Annotated in this window: 14 protein-coding genes; 13 read left to right on the top strand and 1 reads right to left on the bottom strand. The window is 62.0% G+C overall.

Annotated elements, in window-relative coordinates; genetic code table 11:
* The 12 genes from AABB87_RS20280 to AABB87_RS20225 form a co-directional block, all read left to right on the top strand.
* Positions 1-789, top strand: a 789-nt coding sequence (locus AABB87_RS20280) for an agmatine deiminase family protein (RefSeq protein WP_341973117.1), incomplete at its 5' end; no start/stop codon positions are given.
* A gap of 20 nt (positions 790-809) precedes the next feature.
* On the top strand, positions 810-1739 hold the full coding sequence (gene aguB / locus AABB87_RS20275) for an N-carbamoylputrescine amidase (RefSeq protein WP_341973115.1): 930 nt from the start codon (positions 810-812) through the stop codon (positions 1737-1739).
* 102 nt (positions 1740-1841) lie between these two features.
* The gene (locus AABB87_RS20270) at positions 1842-2963 is read left to right on the top strand and encodes a polyamine ABC transporter substrate-binding protein (RefSeq protein ID WP_341973114.1); all 1122 of its coding nucleotides are present in this window, start codon (positions 1842-1844) and stop codon (positions 2961-2963) included.
* A gap of 131 nt (positions 2964-3094) precedes the next feature.
* A complete protein-coding gene (locus tag AABB87_RS20265; protein WP_341973112.1) occupies positions 3095-4492 on the top strand; it encodes a DUF3138 family protein in 1398 nt (465 codons plus the stop codon).
* Between the two features lie 9 nt (positions 4493-4501).
* Positions 4502-5281 carry a gamma-glutamyl-gamma-aminobutyrate hydrolase family protein gene (locus tag AABB87_RS20260; protein WP_341973125.1) on the top strand — a complete coding sequence of 260 codons (780 nt, stop codon included), beginning with the start codon at positions 4502-4504 and terminating at the stop codon, positions 5279-5281.
* A gap of 54 nt (positions 5282-5335) precedes the next feature.
* Positions 5336-6703, top strand: a complete 1368-nt coding sequence (locus tag AABB87_RS20255) for a glutamine synthetase family protein (RefSeq protein WP_341973111.1) — start codon at positions 5336-5338, stop codon at positions 6701-6703.
* A gap of 16 nt (positions 6704-6719) precedes the next feature.
* A complete protein-coding gene (locus tag AABB87_RS20250; protein ID WP_341973110.1) occupies positions 6720-7850 on the top strand; it encodes an ABC transporter ATP-binding protein in 1131 nt (376 codons plus the stop codon).
* Positions 7847-8794, top strand: coding sequence for an ABC transporter permease subunit (locus AABB87_RS20245; RefSeq protein ID WP_341973109.1), 948 nt, complete (start codon positions 7847-7849; stop codon positions 8792-8794). The genes AABB87_RS20250 and AABB87_RS20245 overlap by 4 nt, the downstream gene beginning before the upstream one ends.
* Complete coding sequence (locus AABB87_RS20240) at positions 8791-9672, top strand: ABC transporter permease (protein WP_341973108.1); 882 nt, start codon at positions 8791-8793, stop codon at positions 9670-9672. The genes AABB87_RS20245 and AABB87_RS20240 overlap by 4 nt, the downstream gene beginning before the upstream one ends.
* A gap of 27 nt (positions 9673-9699) precedes the next feature.
* On the top strand, positions 9700-11199 hold the full coding sequence (locus AABB87_RS20235) for an aldehyde dehydrogenase (RefSeq protein WP_341973107.1): 1500 nt from the start codon (positions 9700-9702) through the stop codon (positions 11197-11199).
* The gene (locus AABB87_RS20230) at positions 11192-12520 is read left to right on the top strand and encodes an NAD(P)/FAD-dependent oxidoreductase (protein WP_341973106.1); all 1329 of its coding nucleotides are present in this window, start codon (positions 11192-11194) and stop codon (positions 12518-12520) included. Before AABB87_RS20235 ends, AABB87_RS20230 begins: the two co-directional genes overlap by 8 nt.
* A gap of 48 nt (positions 12521-12568) precedes the next feature.
* Positions 12569-13306, top strand: a complete 738-nt coding sequence (locus tag AABB87_RS20225; protein ID WP_341973105.1) for a substrate-binding periplasmic protein — start codon at positions 12569-12571, stop codon at positions 13304-13306.
* Between the two features lie 9 nt (positions 13307-13315).
* Here the strand turns inward: AABB87_RS20225 and AABB87_RS20220 are convergent, their stop codons facing one another.
* Positions 13316-14452 carry an agmatine deiminase family protein gene (locus AABB87_RS20220; RefSeq protein ID WP_341973103.1) on the bottom strand — a complete coding sequence of 379 codons (1137 nt, stop codon included), beginning with the start codon at positions 14450-14452 and terminating at the stop codon, positions 13316-13318.
* A 1015-nt stretch (positions 14453-15467) separates the two neighbouring features.
* On the opposite strand from AABB87_RS20220, the gene AABB87_RS20215 reads away from it, so the two are divergent.
* Positions 15468-17204 carry a glycerophosphodiester phosphodiesterase family protein gene (locus tag AABB87_RS20215; RefSeq protein ID WP_341973101.1) on the top strand — a complete coding sequence of 579 codons (1737 nt, stop codon included), beginning with the start codon at positions 15468-15470 and terminating at the stop codon, positions 17202-17204.
* Positions 17205-17351: the final 147 nt, after the last annotated feature.

The following is a 17351-nucleotide window of genomic DNA, read 5'->3' as shown; positions in this document are numbered from 1 at the left end:
CGCGACTGCGGACCGATCTTTCTGGTCGACGAAAACCAAGTCACGCAAAAGGCGGTCGGCTTTCGCTTCAATGCCTGGGGCGAAAAGTACCGTCCTTATGAGGGTTGTCAGCGTTCGGCCGCCGATATTTCGGCGCTTGCCCAGGTGCCGCTGATTCAGTCGGAGATGGTGCTTGAAGGCGGGTCCTTCTACGTGGACGGTCAAGGCACCTTGCTGACGACTGAGAGTTGTCTGCTGCATCCGAATCGAAATCCAGGCATGACGCGGGCCGAAATCGAGGCCGAGTTGCGGCGCATGCTGGGCGTGGAGACAATCATATGGCTGCCGGGCAACCCAGCCGAGGTGGAAACCGACGGCCATGTGGACGGCATCGCCTCCTTCATTGCGCCGGCACGCATCCTCTTCAATGCGGCCGACCCTGATCAGGGCGACTACTACCGCGCCATGCAGGAGAACCGCCGCGCGCTTGAACTGGCCACCGACGCGCGGGGTCGGCGCTTTGAGATTCTCGATCTGCCGGTGCCGCGAGGTGCGCACAACTACGGCAGCGAGCGCTTCTGCGACATCTACTCCAACTACATCTTGGTCAATGGCGCGGTGATCTCTACCGCCTTCAACGTGCCGCAAGACGAGTTGGCGCGCCAGGTTTTTGCCAAGGCCTTTCCGGATCGGAAGGTGGAGCTACTACCTATTGGCGCCATCTCTTTGGGCGGTGGCGCTACTCATTGCTCCACCCAGCAGCAACCGATGTTGGGCAACCGCCTCGCGGTATGCCGCTTCCCCGCCTGAGCCACACGGAGACTCGCAAGATGACAACAAGAAAAATCACCGTCGCGGCCGTCCAAATGGCTTCGGGCGACTGGGACTTTCAGCGCAATATGGATCGCGCCGAGCGCCTGATTCGGCAAGCCGCCGCGCGGGGAGCCAATCTGGTGCTGTGCCCTGAATTGTTCATGATGCCGTACTTCTGTCTGGATCAAAACTGGCGCCATCTGGACCTGGCCGAACCCTTCGAAGGCAATGCCAGCATCGCGCATTTCGCCAAGTTGGCAGGTGAGTTGGGCATCGTTTTGCCGATCGGCTTCTTCGAGCGCGCCGGTAATGCGGCCTACAACAGCGTGGCCATGGCCGATGCCGACGGCAAGGTGCTTGGCGTCTACCGCAAGACCCATATCCCTGATGGCCCGGGCTACACAGAGAAGTTCTACTTCACCCCAGGCGACACCGGCTTCAAGGTCTGGGACACCCGTTTCGGCCGCATCGGCGTTGCCATCTGCTGGGACCAGTGGTATCCCGAGACGGCGCGCAGCATGGCCTTGATGGGGGCGGAAGTGCTGTGCTTCCCCACCATCATTGGTTCCGAACCGCATAGTGCCGAGATGGACACCGCTGGCCATTGGCAGCGCACCATGCAAGGCCACGCTGCGGCGAATATGGTGCCAGTGGTCGCCGCCAACCGCATCGGCAGTGAAACCGGCCTGGGCAATGGCAATGACAGGCAGCAGGCATTGACGGGCACGTTCTATGGCAGCAGCTTTATTGCCGATCACACCGGCGCCAAGCTGGCCGAGGCAAATCGGACCGATGAGACCGTCCTGCTGCAAAGCTTTGATCTGGAGGTTATTCGGCAGGACCGGCAGAGCTTCGGATTCTTCCGTGACCGCCGGCCCGATATGTATCGCACCTTGCTCAGCAGCGATGGGCAGCATGTTCGCCCCGACCTAAGACCGGCAGGCTGACCCTCATTTTCGATTTGTTGTCGAAGTTCCAGCGCCGAGGGCAGTCGGGATCGGTGCATTGTTCAAGTGAAGCCAAAGAAAACCATCGAGGAAACACGCATCATGAAACGAACCATCCATCGCTCGCTGTGGCGCGCAGCCCTGCTGGGACTGGGCCTGGCGACCGCGCATCTTGGCGCTTCGGCCCAGGCTGAAGAGAAGGTACTGAACTTCTATAACTGGTCGTCCTATATCGCCGATGACACGATTGCCAACTTCGAGAAGGAAACCGGCATCAAGGTGCGCTACGACACCTTTGACAGCAGCGAGATCCTGCACACCAAGTTGGTGGCAGGGCGTACCGGTTACGACATCGTGATGTCCTCGACCGGCTGGGCCAAGATGCAGGCAGATGGCGGTCTGCTGCAGCCCCTGGACAAGAGCAACCTTCCGAATCTGAAGAACCTGGATCCAGTGCTGCAGGCCCAGGTCGCCAAGCTGGATCCCGGCAACCAGTACATGGTGACCTGGCTGTGGGGCTACACCACGGTGGGCTATAACGTCGACAAGGTGAAGGCCGCGCTGAAGGACCTGCCCATGCCCGAGAACAGCTGGGATTTGCTGTTCAAGCCCGAGTATGTATCGCGCCTGAAGAATTGCGGCGTGTCCTATCTGGACTCGGCCTCCGAGGTGCTGCCGGCTGTCTTTCACTATCTTGGAAAGCCACTCAACACCACCCGGCCTAGCGACTACGCGGCAGCCACCGAACTCTTGCATGCGGTGCGCCCCCACATCACCTTGTTCAGCTCCTCGGGCTATCTGAATGATTTGGTGTCGGGCTCCGTCTGTGTGGCGATGGGTTGGTCGGGTGACATTAACGGCGCCCGCCAGCGCGCAATCGAGTCCAAGAGTGGTCAGCGCATCGAGGCGCCAATGCCCAAGAGCGGCGGCATCTTGTTCTTCGACACCATGGTGATTCCGGCAGATGCGCCGCATGCCGCCAATGCGCACAAATTCATCAACTACATCCTGCGCCCCGAGGTGCACGCCTCGCTCAGCAACAAGCTCTTCTACGCGAACCCCAACAAGGAAGCGCGCAAGTATGTACGCCCCGAAATCTCCAGCAACCCCTCGGTTTTCCCGACCGATGCCGAGATCGCCCGCATGGGTGTGCAGGGTGGCGTCAACAACGAACTGCGCCGCATGATGTCGCGCGCTTACACCAGCTTCAAGTCCGGCCTCTAAGACTGGCCGTTAAGCCTGGCCGCTAAGCCCGGCTCTTCCCCCAATCCCCTACCGCTCTGGAGCGGGTCGTGTTGCACGCGGCCTGCCCAGGCGGAGCCTTGCCCGAACCCTTTACCGAAAGAGGCATTGCCATGAAGAAAGACATTCCCTTTGCACTGCTGCCCTTGTTGGCATTGTTGACCCTGCTGCACGGTGCGCCAGTGCGGGCGCAGACGGCCGCTGAGTTGTCCGACCAGATGAGGCAAATGCAGGCCGCCATGAACGCCATGCAGATCAAGCTGCAGGAGTTGGAGAGCAAGCAAGCGGCTGAGCCCCAAGGCCTCACGCCCGAGCAGCAGCGCCAACTCAATCGCACCACGGTGCGCGGCGAAGCGCTGGAAGAGGCGCAGGAGACGATGGGTTTTAAAGGGCTGAAGATCAGCGGCCTGATCGACCCGAGCTATGTCTACAGCCAGGGGCAAAATCGCGCCGGATTTCAGTTCCTAAACTCGGCCCAGAACGGCGAGTACGCCTATGACAACGGCGCCTTCGGCATGGCCATACTGGACTTCCAAAAGGAGTTCGAAGGCGGGTCCAAGTTCCGCCTGACGTTGGCCCCGAACCGAGGAGGCGGCGGCATTGCCATCGATGGCCAATCCATCGTGCACGAGGCCAGTGTGTCGATTCCCTTGGGCAATCTGCAGACGCGTTTCATCGCGGGCCAGATTCCTGACTGGTCGGGCTATGAAGTCATGCAAGCGAATCAGAACCGCCTGGTCTCGCACAACCTCTTGTTCGACTTCACCCTGCCGGCGGTTTACACCGGCGCGGGCCTGGACTTGCAGCGCAGCCCCTGGTCCATCAAGGTCCTACTGGCCAATGTGAACAGCTCACGCAAGAACAGTGGTCAGAAGATGCCTGCCTTGGCCTACCGGGTGGACTTCTATGACTACAAACGCGAGTTCAATGGCTGGGGCTTTGCCGGCGTTCACGGCAAGCTGGCCAATTGGCGCAGCACTGATCCGGCCGGCAATCCGGTCAGTGGTCAGCCCTATGCCAGCGACGACACGCTGGTGCACGCCTTCGAGATCGATGGCTTCTTCAGTCGCGGGGATTGGACGCTGGGTGGGCAGATCGGCGTCGGCATGCAACGCCAAGCTGCCATCAGCGCCAATGCGCTCAGTGGCGAATTGCAAGACAGCCAGTGGTGGGGCATCTCCACCATGGCCGCCTACAAGCTGACGCCCCAGCTCGAATTGGTCGCGCGCCTGGACTACCTGAACAACAGCAAGAACGGTGGCGGCGCCCTGGGCTACAGCTTTGCCGACTCGCGCAACGGCCTGGGACCCGACTTGCTGGGCGATGCCCAGCGCGGCGCCAATCGAAGCGCCTTGGCCCTGGGTGGGCGCTATCAATTCAATACGAGCACCCAATTCAAAGTCGAGTATCGGGTGGACCGGGCTGACTTGCCTGTGTTCCTGCACAAGGGAAGCGAACAGTTTCAGCGTAATAACCAAATGCTCGCCACCTCGGTGGTCATGAGCTTCTGATTGAGCAAGATGGACCTGCCCATACGAAATCGGCGCAAGCCACTGGTGCTTTTGCCCAGTTGCAGTCGTGAGATCGGTGCGCACCGCTACCAGGTCTTGCGCGAGCCTTATCTGGAAGCGCTGCGCAACGCCGGTTGCACGCCTCTGGTGGTGCCGGGTGCCAGCCAGGCGGAGTGGGAGGAGTTGCTCGAAGTGGCTGCTGGAGTGCTGTTGACGGGTTCGCCCTCCAATGTCAACCCGCGTCACTTCGGTGAGCCTCTGCGTGACCCCACGCTGCCCTTGGACGCCAGGCGTGACGCGGCAACCCTGCCTTTGATTCCGCAAATTTTGAGGCGTGGTTTGCCGCTGCTGGCAATTTGCCGCGGCATGCAGGAAGTCAACGTCGCACTGGGCGGATCGCTGCATCAGGCGGTGCATGAGCAGCCCGGTCTGGGCGAGCACCGTGGCTCTGATGAGGACGGCGCTGCAGCCATGTTTGCCGAGGCCCACCCGGTGCGTCTAACGCCTGGCGGTCTGCTGCGCTCGCTCTTGGCCTGCGATGACGTTCGCGTCAACTCGGTTCACGGGCAGGGCGTGAAGACGCTGGCGCCAGGCTTGCGGGTGGAAGCGACCGCCCCAGATGGCTTGATTGAAGCCTTCAGCAAGCCCGATGCCCCTGGTTTCAATCTGTGTGTGCAGTGGCATCCGGAGTGGCAGGCAGACCGCTTGCCGGTATCGCGAGCACTGTTCAAGGCCTTTGCCCACGCCTGTGAGGAATACAAGGCCAGCACCGTCCCGGCCTGGTGCTAACGAGACATCGCCTCATACCGGGGCGAGTGAATAACGAGAAGAAATAGGTGACTTATGGTGGAAAGAGACAACCAGAGCTTTAGCGAGCTCGAGCAATGGTTCAAGGACAAACGCGTCACCGAGGTGGAGTGCCTGGTTCCGGACTTGACCGGCGTGGCGCGCGGCAAGATCCTGCCGCGCGAGAAGTTCACTGAGGATCGTGGCATGCGCTTGCCCGAGGTGGTGGTGGCCATGGGCGTGACCGGCGAGTGTCCCGAAAGCGGACCCTACAACGAGGTCATCAGCCCTACCGACCACGATATGCATCTGCGCCCCGATCCGAGCACGGCCCGCATCGTGCCCTGGGCCACCGACCCGACGGCGCAGATCATCCATGACTGCTTTGATCGCGAGGGCAAGTTAGTGCCCTTTGCGCCGCGCTCGGTGCTGCGCCGCGTCTGCGATTTGTATGAGCGTGAGGGCTGGGACCCAGTGGTGGCGCCCGAGCTGGAGTTCTATTTGGTCGAGCGCAACACCGATCCGGACATCCCGCTGAAACCCCCGGTCGGCCGATCGGGCCGCGCCGAGACCTCGCGCCAGGCCTATTCCATCGATGCCGTCAACGAGTTCGATCCGCTGTTCGAGGATGTCTACGCCTACTGCGAGCAAATGGAGTTGAACGTCGACACGCTGATCCACGAGATCGGCGCGGGCCAGATGGAGATCAATTTCTTCCACGCTCATCCACTGGGCTTGGCCGATGAGGTCTTTCTTTTCAAGCGCACCGTGCGTGAAGCCGCCTTGCGTCACGATATGTATGCCACCTTCATGGCCAAGCCGATTGCCGGCGAGCCCGGCAGTGCCATGCATGTGCATCAGAGCGTGATCAACAAGGCCACCGGGCGCAACCTTTTCAGCAATGAGGACGGCAGCCCGAGCAAGGAGTTCTTCTGGTACATCGGCGGCTTGCAGAAGTACATTCCGGCCGCCATGGCCTTGTTCGCCCCCTATGTGAACAGCTACCGTCGCCTGGTGCGCTCCACCGCTGCACCGATCAATATCCAATGGGGCACCGACAACCGCACCGTCGGCATACGCTCGCCGCTAGCGCCTCCGGTCGCGCGCCGAGTTGAGAACCGCGTCATCGGCGCGGACGCCAACCCCTATGTGGCTCTGGCCGCCACGTTGGCCTGCGGCTATCTGGGTATCAAGAATCGCATCGAGCCCAGCCGCGAATGCACCGGCGATGCCTATCTGGGTGACTACCAGCTGCCGCGCAGCTTGGGCGAGGCTCTGGCGCTGCTGCGCGAGGACAAGGATCTGGCCGAGGTCTTGGGCCCCGAGTTCGTGACCGTCTATACCGAGGTCAAGGAAGTCGAGGTCGCCGAGTTCATGAAGGTGATCTCGCCCTGGGAACGAGAGCACTTGTTGCTGCATGTCTGAGCGCGGAGGCCTGTTGATGAAACCCAGTCAATTCCAGCAGCTTGAGCCTGCGATGGCGCGCCGACCCGGAGCCTATCTGCGCATTGAGGCGGTGGACAAAGACTTTGGTGGCGTCAAGGCCGTGGACCAGGTCAACCTGAACATCGCGCGCGGCGAGATCTTCGCCCTGCTGGGCGCCTCGGGCTGTGGCAAGACAACCTTGCTGCGCATGTTGGCCGGCTTTGAGAACCCCAGTGCCGGCCGCATCGTCTTGAATGGACAAGACCTGAGTGGCTTGCCGCCCTATGCCCGGCCCATCAATATGATGTTTCAGTCCTACGCCTTGTTCCCCCATTTGAACGTGTGGGACAACATCGCCTTCGGTCTGCGCCGCGATGGCCTGCCCAAGGCCCAGGTGGCCGAGCGTGTCGACGCCATGCTCAAGCTGGTGCAATTGCAGGCCTTCGCCAGACGCCGGCCACACCAGCTGTCAGGCGGCCAGCAGCAGCGGGTGGCGCTGGCGCGCAGCCTGGCCAAACGGCCGCAGCTGTTGCTTTTGGACGAACCACTGGGTGCCTTGGACAAGAAGCTGCGCGAGCAGACCCAGTTGGAGCTGCTGGCCATCATCCGCGAGGTCGGTGTGACCTGTGTGATGGTCACACATGACCAGGAAGAGGCCATGACTATGGCGACCCGCATCGCCGTCATGGGCCAGGGCAGGGTGCTGCAGGTGGGGGCGCCGCAAGACATCTACGAAACCCCAGCCAGCCGCTATGTGGCCGATTTCATCGGCAATGTGAACCTGATGGACGGCCATGTGGTGGCCGACGCTTCGGACCATGTGCATGTGCAATGCCAGGACTGTTGTCACCATGTTGGCCACGGCATCACCGGCACCTTGGGCATGGCGGTCAGTGTGGCCTTGCGGCCGGAGAAGATCGCACTGTCGCACCGCGCACCCGAGTCCGAATACAACCGCCTGCAAGGGGTGTTGGACTCGCAGGCCTACTTCGGCAGCTACACGGTCTACAGCCTGCGCCTGCGCAGCGGCGCGCGCTTGAAGGTCAGCCAGACCAATGCCAGCCGCCATGCCGAAGACCCCTTCCACACCGGCCAGACCGTCTGGGCCAGTTGGTCCGACGATGCCCAAGTGGTGCTGAACCAATGAGCGCGTTGTTGCTTAGCTCAAATGCATGGCGCCCCGCATGGCTGAACGGTTTGCGCGGCCGCCACTGGGTCATCGGCTTGCCCTATGCCTGGCTCTTGTTGTTCTTTCTGGCGCCGTTCGCGGTGGTGCTGAACTTCAGCCTCTCGCAGATGGGCCTGGTGCGACCCGACAGCCTGCTGCGCCAGATCGACGGCGCGTGGCAGCTGACCCTGCGCAGCAGCAATTTCAGCAATCTCCTGGGCGATGGGCTCTATTTCAATGCCTATCTGGCCAGCCTGCGCATGGCGGCTTTCACGACCCTCGGTTGCCTGCTCTTGGGCTACCCTTTTGCCTACTTCATGGCGCGCGCCAAGCCCGCGCGGCAGGGCGTGCTGCTGATGCTGGTGATGGCTCCGTTCTGGACCTCATTTCTGCTGCGGGTCTATGCTTGGAAGCTGCTGCTGGGGGAGGGCGGCTGGTTGGCCGCGCTGATGGATAGTGTCGGCCTGGACCATGTGCTGCTGTGGCTGGGCTTGATCGAGGCGCCGGGCAAGTACATGCACACGCCGTTTTCGCTGATGCTGGGGCTGCTTTACAGCTATCTGCCCTTCATGATCCTGCCGCTCTATGCCGGTCTGGCCAAGATGGACCTGCGCTTGCTGGAGGCAGCGCATGACCTCGGCGCGACGCCCTGGCAGGCCTTCTGGCGCATCACGGTACCGCTGTCGCGAGGCGCCATTGCGGCCGGAAGCATGCTGGTCTTCATCCCTTGCATCGGTGAGTACGTGATTCCGGAACTGCTCGGTGGGCCACGCACTCTGATGATAGGCAAGGTGCTTTGGGAGGAATTCTTCAATAACAACGACTGGCCCATGGCCTGCGCGGTGGCGGTGGTTCTGCTTTTGCTGATCGTGCTGCCCTTGAGCTGGCTCAACCGGGTACAGGATCGGGAGGCTCGAGCATGAAGAAACCCTTGTTGACACCACATGCCTTGATGCAGGGCCTGTCAGGCCAGTTGGCGCGCTGCTGGTTGGGTGCTGGCTACTTGTTCCTCTACCTGCCGATCGTCGCCCTGGTGCTGTTCTCATTCAACGACTCGGCAGTGCCGAGGCTGTGGCGAGGCTTCACGCTGCGCTGGTACAGCAAGCTGTTCGGCGACGGCGAGATGCTGGCAGCACTTGGTCTGTCGCTCAAGTTGGCCTTGCTGGCGGCCACCGGCAGTGTGCTTCTGGCTTTGCCGGCGTCTTATGCCTTGGTGAAATACCCGCGCTTTCGCGGCCGGGCTTTGTTCGCCGGCATGGTCAGTGCGCCCTTGGTGATGCCGGAAGTGATCGTCGGCCTAGCCTTGCTCTTGCTGCTGGTGGGCATGCAAGGGGCTTTGGGCTTCCCTTCGCGTGGCCTTGGCACCTTGCTGATTGGCCACAGCCTCCTGGGCATGGCCTATGCCACCGTGGTGATCCAGGCCCGGCTGCGCGAGTTGCCGCCCGCCTTGGAAGAGGCCGCACTGGATTTGGGTGCGCGCCCGCAGCAAGTGTTTGTCTTGGTCACCCTGCCGATGATTCTGCAAGCCCTTGGCTCAGCCTGGCTGCTGACCTTCAGTCTCTCGCTAGACGATGTGGTGGTGTCGGCCTTTTTGTCCGGCCCGGGTTCCACCACGCTACCGCTGGTGATCTTCTCGCGCGCTCGCCTAGGCGTGGACCCGAGCGTGAACGCGATGGCGACGCTAATCATCCTGGTCGTTGTGGCCAGCATCACTGCCGCCAGCCTATGGGCGGTGCGTGCCGAGCGCCGGCGCACGCGGGAGCTGTGTGCAGCCTGGAAAGAGTCGCCGAACAAGTCCTAACCCTGACCCTGATCCAAGAAACCCGCCATGACTTCCTCCATCTATGCAGAGACCGACTGGCACGCCCGCGCGTGTCGCTTGCGGCCTGATGGCCGTGCCTTCATCGCCGGTGAGCGTCAGGCGCTAGGCGCCAGCTTTGCCAAACATTCACCTTTGGACGGCCGCTTGCTGGGACAGGTCGCACGCTGCGGCAGCGCCGAAGTGGAACTGGCCGTGCGCAGCGCACGCCAGGCCTTTGACGATGCGCGTTGGGCCCGCCAGGCGCCGGCCCAGCGCAAAGTCGTCTTGCAGCGTTTTGCGGCTCTGGTCCTGGAGGCCCGCGAGGAATTGGCCTTGCTGGAGTGCCTGGACATGGGCAAGCCGCTGCGCAATGCCCTGCAGGTCGATGTGCCGGCGAGTGCGCGCTGCCTGGCCTGGTATGGCGAGGCCATCGACAAGGTCTATGGCGAAGTGGCGCCCACCGGGGTCGATGCGCTGGCCCTGATCACGCGTGAAGCCATGGGCGTGATCGGCTGCGTTGTGCCCTGGAACTACCCCCTCATCATGGCATGCTGGAAGTTGGGGCCGGCGCTGGCCGCCGGCAACTCGGTGGTGTTGAAACCAAGCGAAAAGTCGCCTTTCAGCGCTTTGCGCCTAGCTGAGTTGGCGCTGCAGGCCGGCTTGCCGGCTGGGGTATTGAATGTGCTGCCCGGCTATGGCCATGAAGCCGGCGAGGCGCTGGCCCTACACCCGGAGGTGGATGCGATTGGCTTCACCGGCTCCACTCGGGTCGGCCGCTGCATGCTCGAGTACGCGGGCCGCTCCAACCTCAAGCGCGTCTACAACGAGCTGGGCGGTAAATCGGCCTTTCTGGTCTTCGATGACCATGCCGACCCGGCTGCGGCTGCGCGGGCCGCTGCGGCCAGCCTGTTCTTCAATCAAGGCGAAAGCTGCAATGCCCCTTCGCGCGTGCTGGTGCAGGACAGCGTGGCCGATGCCTTCACCGAACAGTTGGTGGAGGCGGCGCGAGGGTTTCGCGCCGAGAACGGCCTTGACTGGGGCGCGCCCATGGGGGCCTTGGTGGACGAAGCGCAACTCAAGAGCGTCGAATCCTATGTGGGTGCAGGCCTGCAAGAAGGCGCACGTCTGCGTCTGGGTGGCCAACGCTGTCATGCTGAAAGTGGCGGCAGCTATATGCAGGCCACCGTCTTCGATCAGGTCGACAACCGGATGCGCATTGCTCGCGAGGAGATCTTCGGCCCCGTCATCAGCGTGCTTCGTTTCAAGACCGAGGCTGAGGCGATTGCGATCGCCAATGACAGCCCCTACGGCCTGCAAGCCGCCGTCTGGAGCCACAACATCAACCGCGCTCACCGGGTGGCGCGCGCCTTGCGCGCTGGTACGGTGCATGTGAATCAGTACGATGAAGACGATATCACCGTGCCTTTTGGCGGTGTCAAACAGTCCGGCAACGGCCGCGACAAATCCCTGCACGCCTTGGACAAATACACCGAGTTGAAAACCACCTGGATCCAGATCGATGCCTGAACTTGCTCGCTCCACTCTCGCTCAAACGGATGCGCCGGCGCATGACGCCAGCCGGCATGCGCCGTCCTACTACGCCGCTTCTGGCCTCCCGCAGCCAAGTCGGCCCGCTTTGCGAGGCACGGTGCGCGCCGATGTTTGCATCATCGGCGCCGGCTACACCGGACTGTCTACTGCGCTGCACCTGGCCGAGGCTGGCCTCAAGGTGGTGGTGCTGGAGGCGGCCAAGGTCGGCTGGGGTGCCTCCGGTCGCAATGGCGGCCAGATCGTCAACAGCTATTCTCGTGACCTAGATGTCATCGAAGCCCGCCATGGCGCGGCTACGGCGCAGGCACTCGGGCAGATGGCCTTCGAAGGTGGACGGGTGATCCGAGATTTCGTCAGCCGCTATCAAATTCCCTGCGACTTGAAGGATGGTGGCTTGTTCGCGGCGCTGACAGCCAAGCAAGCCCGTCACCTGGAAGCGCAGAAGGCGCTGTGGGAGCGCCATGGCCACCAAGGTCTGAGCATGCTGGATGGCGTGGGCTTGCAGCAGGCCGTCAAGGTTGACCGTTATTGCGCAGCCTTGCTGGATTCAAGCGGCGGTCATATTCATCCCCTCAAACTGGCGCAAGGCGAGGCCGCGGCGTTCGAGGGAATGGGTGGTGTGATCCATGAGAATTCTGCGGTACTGAAGATTGAGCGCGGTGCCACGGCGCGTGTGCGAACCTCCGAGGGCGAGGTCTTGGCCAACACCGTCGTGCTCGCCTGCAACGCCTATATCGGCGGATTGGAGCCCCGACTGGCGGCGCGCTCCATGCCTTGCGGCACCCAGGTGGTGGCAACCGAACCGCTGGGAGAACGCTGGCGCGATCTGATTCCCTCGGACTACTGCGTTGAGGACTGCAACTACTTGCTGGACTACTTCCGATTCTCGGCCGATAAGCGTTTGCTTTACGGCGGCGGCGTGATTTACGGTGCGCGGGATCCGGCGCATGTGGAGGCCATCATTCGCCCCAAGTTGCTGAAGACCTTCCCGCAGTTGGAGGGGGTGCGGCTGGACTATGCCTGGACCGGCAACTTCCTGTTAACGCTCTCGCGCCTGCCCGAAGTGGGGCGCCTGGATCGCAATATCTATTTCTCGCAGGGCTGTTCTGGCCACGGTGTGACCTACACCCACCTGATCGGCAGGGTGCTGGGCGAGGCAATCCGCGGGCAGACCGAGCGTTTCGACGTGTTCGCAGGCTTGCCGCACTATCCCTTCCCTGGCGGTCGCCTAATGCGCGTGCCTTTCACTGCTTTGGGCGCTTGGTACTACACGCTGCGCGACAAGCTGGGGGTTTGAAGGCCTGGGCTAAAGTTGAACTCCTGAGACTCAATCTTGGGAGCAGCCATGATCAAATTCCTTCGCTTATTGGCCGCATTGGCTTGGTGTGGAACTGCTGCAGCTGCCGAGTCGGTGACCTTGGCATTCCCGGACTACCCTGGCTATGTCGACGGCCAGGGGCGCGGGCTCTATGTGGAGTTGGCGCGGGCGGTGTTTCCGCCACCGCAATTCGAGCTGCACGTAACCATCGTTCCGTTTGCGCGCGCTCTGACCATGCTGACGTCGGGTGAGGGCGTGGTCGTTCCGGGCACAAATGACCCCGGTCCTGGCGGTCGCTTGTCCAAGCAGGTCACCGATATGGACCTCGTCAGTGCCGCGGTCTTGCGTCAGCGCTTCCCGCTCTGGCTGGGCATCGAAACTCTTCGCAACAAGTACGTGGTGGCGCAGATAGGGTATGGCTACCAGCGCTACACCGATGTGCCCATGGAATATCGAGAAATCCATGACATAGGTTCGATGCTCAGGATGTTAGTTCGCGGCAGGGTTGATGCGGTGCTGGATTACGGCCCTCGAATCACCGAGGCTTTGCGTTACGTAACGGATGCGCAAGACGTGGAGATTAGGCCCGCCGTGCTGCGCAAGCCTATGTTCTTCGCCTTTCGCGCCAGCCCATCAGGTGATTTGCTGCGGGCCCGCTTTGACTCGGAGTTTCTACGTCTGCAGAACAGCGGTGAGCTGTTGGCACTCTTCCAGCGCCATCCGCTTGTGCAGGAGCAGGCATATCCGCCTGCAATTCGCCGTTGATTGCAGGGTTCACACCACCGGTTGCTGCTGCGTCACGCAGTGGATGCCGCCGCCGCCGGTATACAGGCTGTCCATCTTGATCATCTCCACCGTGCGGCCCGGGTAGAGCGCGGAGAGCTTGGCGAAGGTGTCCGAATCGGTGATGGTGTCGCCGAAATTGACAGTGATCACCGCCTGGTTAACGACTAGATAGTTGATATAGGTCAGCAGGGCGTCGGGGCCTTTGAGGCGACCCTTGGTGGGCTGATTCAGCAGCGTGATGTTGAAGCGGCGGCCGCGCGCATCGGTGGCCGCACTGAGCAGGCTGCGTACTTTGCGCGCATCTTGGGCCCAAATGCTCGTGTCGCCCTCGGGCGGGTTGTGGATCACCAGGCTGCCCGGCGCCACGAACTGGGCCGTTGCATCGATGTGATCATCAGTGATGTCTTGACCCTTGATGCCCTGGCACCAGATCATCTTGCTGGCGCCATAGAGATAGAGCAATTCGGCCTCGATGTCAGCACGCGATAGCTTGGGGTTGCGGTTGGAATTGACCCAGCAGCTCTCGTTAGCGATCAAGGTGCCGTCGCCGTCGTAGATCACGCCGCCACCTTCGCCCACGATGTCCGCGTGAGTAATGCGCAGGCCCAGTTGCGCAGCGATGCGTTCGGCCACATAGCCGTCGCGGCTCCAGGCCTGTTTACTCCCCCAGCCGTTGAAGTTAAGGCCTATGCAATCCAATCCGCCAGCGCCGTTGATTCGGAAAACAGGGCCGGTGTCTCGCAGCCAGCAGTCATCCACCGGAATGTTACTGAGGATGGTGACCGGATAGTTTGTGGGTCCGATGCGCGTGCGGGCATTGGTGGCGTTGACTGTGCCGCTGGCGAGCAAAGTCACCGGTTCGTACTTGGCAATGGTGCGAGCCAATCGGGCGATGTCGTCTTGCACTTTTCTCAGCAGGCTGCTGCCCCAGATGCCGCTGCTGGCGGGCCAGCCCATCCAGACGCGAGTTTGTGGGCGAGCCTCATCGGGCACACTGAAAGCGGCGGCGGCATTCGCGCTCTGTGGCAAGGTGGGCAACAGGCCGGCGCCGAGGCCGGCGGCACCCATTTGCAAGACCTGGCGCCGCGAGGCGCAGAGTTTGGGGGCGTAGCTGTTTGGGGTCATATCAGGTCCTGTTTTTTCGAGGTACTGCGAGCGTGTTTCGTCAGCCCCGGCATTCCAAACCATGTGAGCCCGCATGACTACTGACATGTTTTGAACCCACTGATCGGTTCGGCTCATGCCTGCAACAAGACGTTCAATGCCTCGTGATTCGCGGTCGAGTCCAACGCATCAGCGTGTGGTTCAGTAGTTCCAACTTGGGGCGGCTGGAGCCGTGCAAGGCTAGCTGTTGGCTTGGGTACAGGCTGCGGTGAGTCGGCCATGCCGAGCTGCCACTGAATCAGAGCAAGCCGCCTTGCGGCCGCCGATCAGCTGAACCACTGTCGTGTCTCGGCCTCTCGAAACCAGGGCCCCGAACTGGGGGCTGCGCAGCACCTTGTTGCAATAGGGCTTGAAGGCGGCGCAGCCTGCGGACGCGAAAGGGCTGCGCTGGTCTACGGCCTTCTCAAGGGGGTGCCGCGCATAGTGCTGGCCACGCCTGCCCTGCAGTTTCTGCAGGGCATAGCGATTAGCATGATGAACTGAGCGGGCTTAGCAAGCGCGGGCCCAGGTCAGTGACCGCTGTGTGCCCGACACCGTGAATTCAGCTCTCAGCCTTGAGCGACTGCATTCGCTGCATCGTTGACTTTGACGTCGGTACTTGGGATGTCTGCTATGGGCACTAAGCGGCCTCACGCCTATTTACGTCGGTTATGGCTGACTTGGTTCATTCGGGCACTTGTCGGGTGCAACACGAAGCTGCAATTCGGCAGGTCAAGAGTCAGCAGCTTTGGTCGGTTTCCGGAAGCAACGTCGAATTCACACTGTCCGCCGTCAGATGTCTTTCGCGACCACTGCCGTGCGCGACCGGATGCCGGCGAGCCAGCGCTGCGCGCCATGCTGCCGCTGCGGCGGCCAAAAGTCGATCGACCCAGGCCGAAAGGACCATGGCCATCTCGGTCTCGTCACACACGCAACGCATGCTTTGGGGTCTGTAGTCAGCGGCCGCGCCGCGTGTGTCTCACTCAAGCAAAACCCCATGTCTAAACTCAGAAGCACTCCTGTCCTGCGTCATCAAACCCTGCGCGCCCTGGCCGCCGGGCTATGCTGCATTGCCGCCACTCAAACCATGGCCAGCACCCAGGCCGATAGCTACAAGAGCGCCGTGCTCGCGGCCAAGCCCATGGCTTACTGGACGCTGGACGCTCTGGCCGGCAGTTTGAGCGGCGCTGACTTCAGTGGCAACGGCTATAACGCCACTCCCCTGGGCAGCGCCGGCCTGCAAACCGGCCTGTTCGGTGGCGCTGCGGCTGGCAAGGGTAGCTATCTGCAAGTGCCACTGATGCCTGCGATGACCGGAAAGAAGGCGGTCAGTGTGGAAGCCTGGGTCAAGCTTGACGCCTCCATGCTCAGCACCAGCGGCGCCTACGGCAGCATCTATGACAGCAGCCAGGACAACTACGTCATGTACCTGGACAAGGCGAATGGCGAATTGCGCTTCAAAGTGGCCACGGCCAATGGCTACGCTGAGCGCCCCGGTGCCAGCGCCACGCTGATCGACAAGCGTCAAGGCGAGTGGATGCACGTGGTTGGCCAACTCGACCCCAACGACCCCGCCGGCCCCTCGGCCAAGATCTATGTGAACGGCGTGCTGCGTGATCGCCATACCGCCGTCAAACTCAACTCGGCTCTGCCGGTGGGTCAGCTGGCCGCCATTGGCGCTGACTGGAACAAGGGCACACCCAACAGCTTTTTGAACATCGGCGTTGTGGACCAAGTGGCCGTCTATGACAAGGCTCTCAGCGAAGCCGAGATGCGGCAACATTACTTCCTGGGCAGCGGCAAGACCTTCGAGCAAACCGCGCCCAACATCACCAGCATGGCCAAGGGCTTCGAGGTGATCGCACACCGCGGCAACTCCATGTTCGCGCCCGAGAATTCCTTGGCCTCAGACCGTCAGGCTATCGCCCTGGGTGCGCATCGCTTTGAAACCGACATCCGCCTGAGCAAGGACGGCGTGGCCGTGATCTCGCACGACGACACAACGACACGGGTGAGCGGCGTCAACAAGAAGGTCGCTGACCTGACGGCTGCCGAGCTCAAGGGCATGTCCAATGCCTTGCCGGACGTGTTCGGTGACAAGTACAAGAATGAAAGAATCCCCACCCTGGCCGAAACCCTTCAAGTTGCCGTGGAAGGCAAGAGCAAAGTCGTGCTGGATGTGAAGGTCAACAACGCCGGGGCCGCCATGGCTCAGGCCATGGCCGAGACCGGCTTCGACGCCAAGCAAGCCGTGGCCTTTGCCTGGAATGACACCGCCGCCGCTGACCTGGTGCAACACCTGGGTGAAGCCGAGGTCTTTCACCTTGGCTTCGTGGGCGGCTTCCGCGCGGCTCAAGGCCTGGATGCACGTGGCGCCTTCCTGGATGGTCTGGTCGCGCGAGGCATTGATGGCGTGGCCTTGTCCTTCACCGATTTGCTCAATGGCGGCGAGCCCTTCTGGGGCGATCTGCTCTCCCTGGCCAACAGCCGCGGCCTGCGGGTCTTCGCCTGGACAGTGAACGAGGCCGAGACCATGGCCGACCTGATCAATCTGAAGTCGCAGCGCATGATCAATGGGAAGGTAGTGGACGGCCAGCTCTCGGGCATCATCACCGATGACCCGGGCACTGCCCTGGCCTTGGTGAGCTCGGTGCCCGAGCCGACCACCGTGGTGCTGATGATGGGCGGCCTGCTGGGCCTGCACCTGCGCCGCCGCCAGCAATGCCGCCATTGAGCTAAAGCCACTCAGCGACAGAAATTCCGTGCCTAAGCTTCCATCTGCTGACCGAAGTTCTCTCTGCGGGCCGCCTAGCCCGCCCGACATAGCAGCGGACGCTTGGGTACGGTGTCGCAGCAGAAAGTCGTTTAGGCCAGGGAGATG

Origin of the sequence: Roseateles sp. PN1 (genome assembly GCF_038419725.1) — a bacterium.
GTDB lineage: Bacteria > Pseudomonadota > Gammaproteobacteria > Burkholderiales > Burkholderiaceae_C > Paucibacter_A.
The sequence above is the reverse complement of the archived record's forward strand: the minus strand, read 5'-3'. Positions and strand labels throughout refer to the sequence as shown.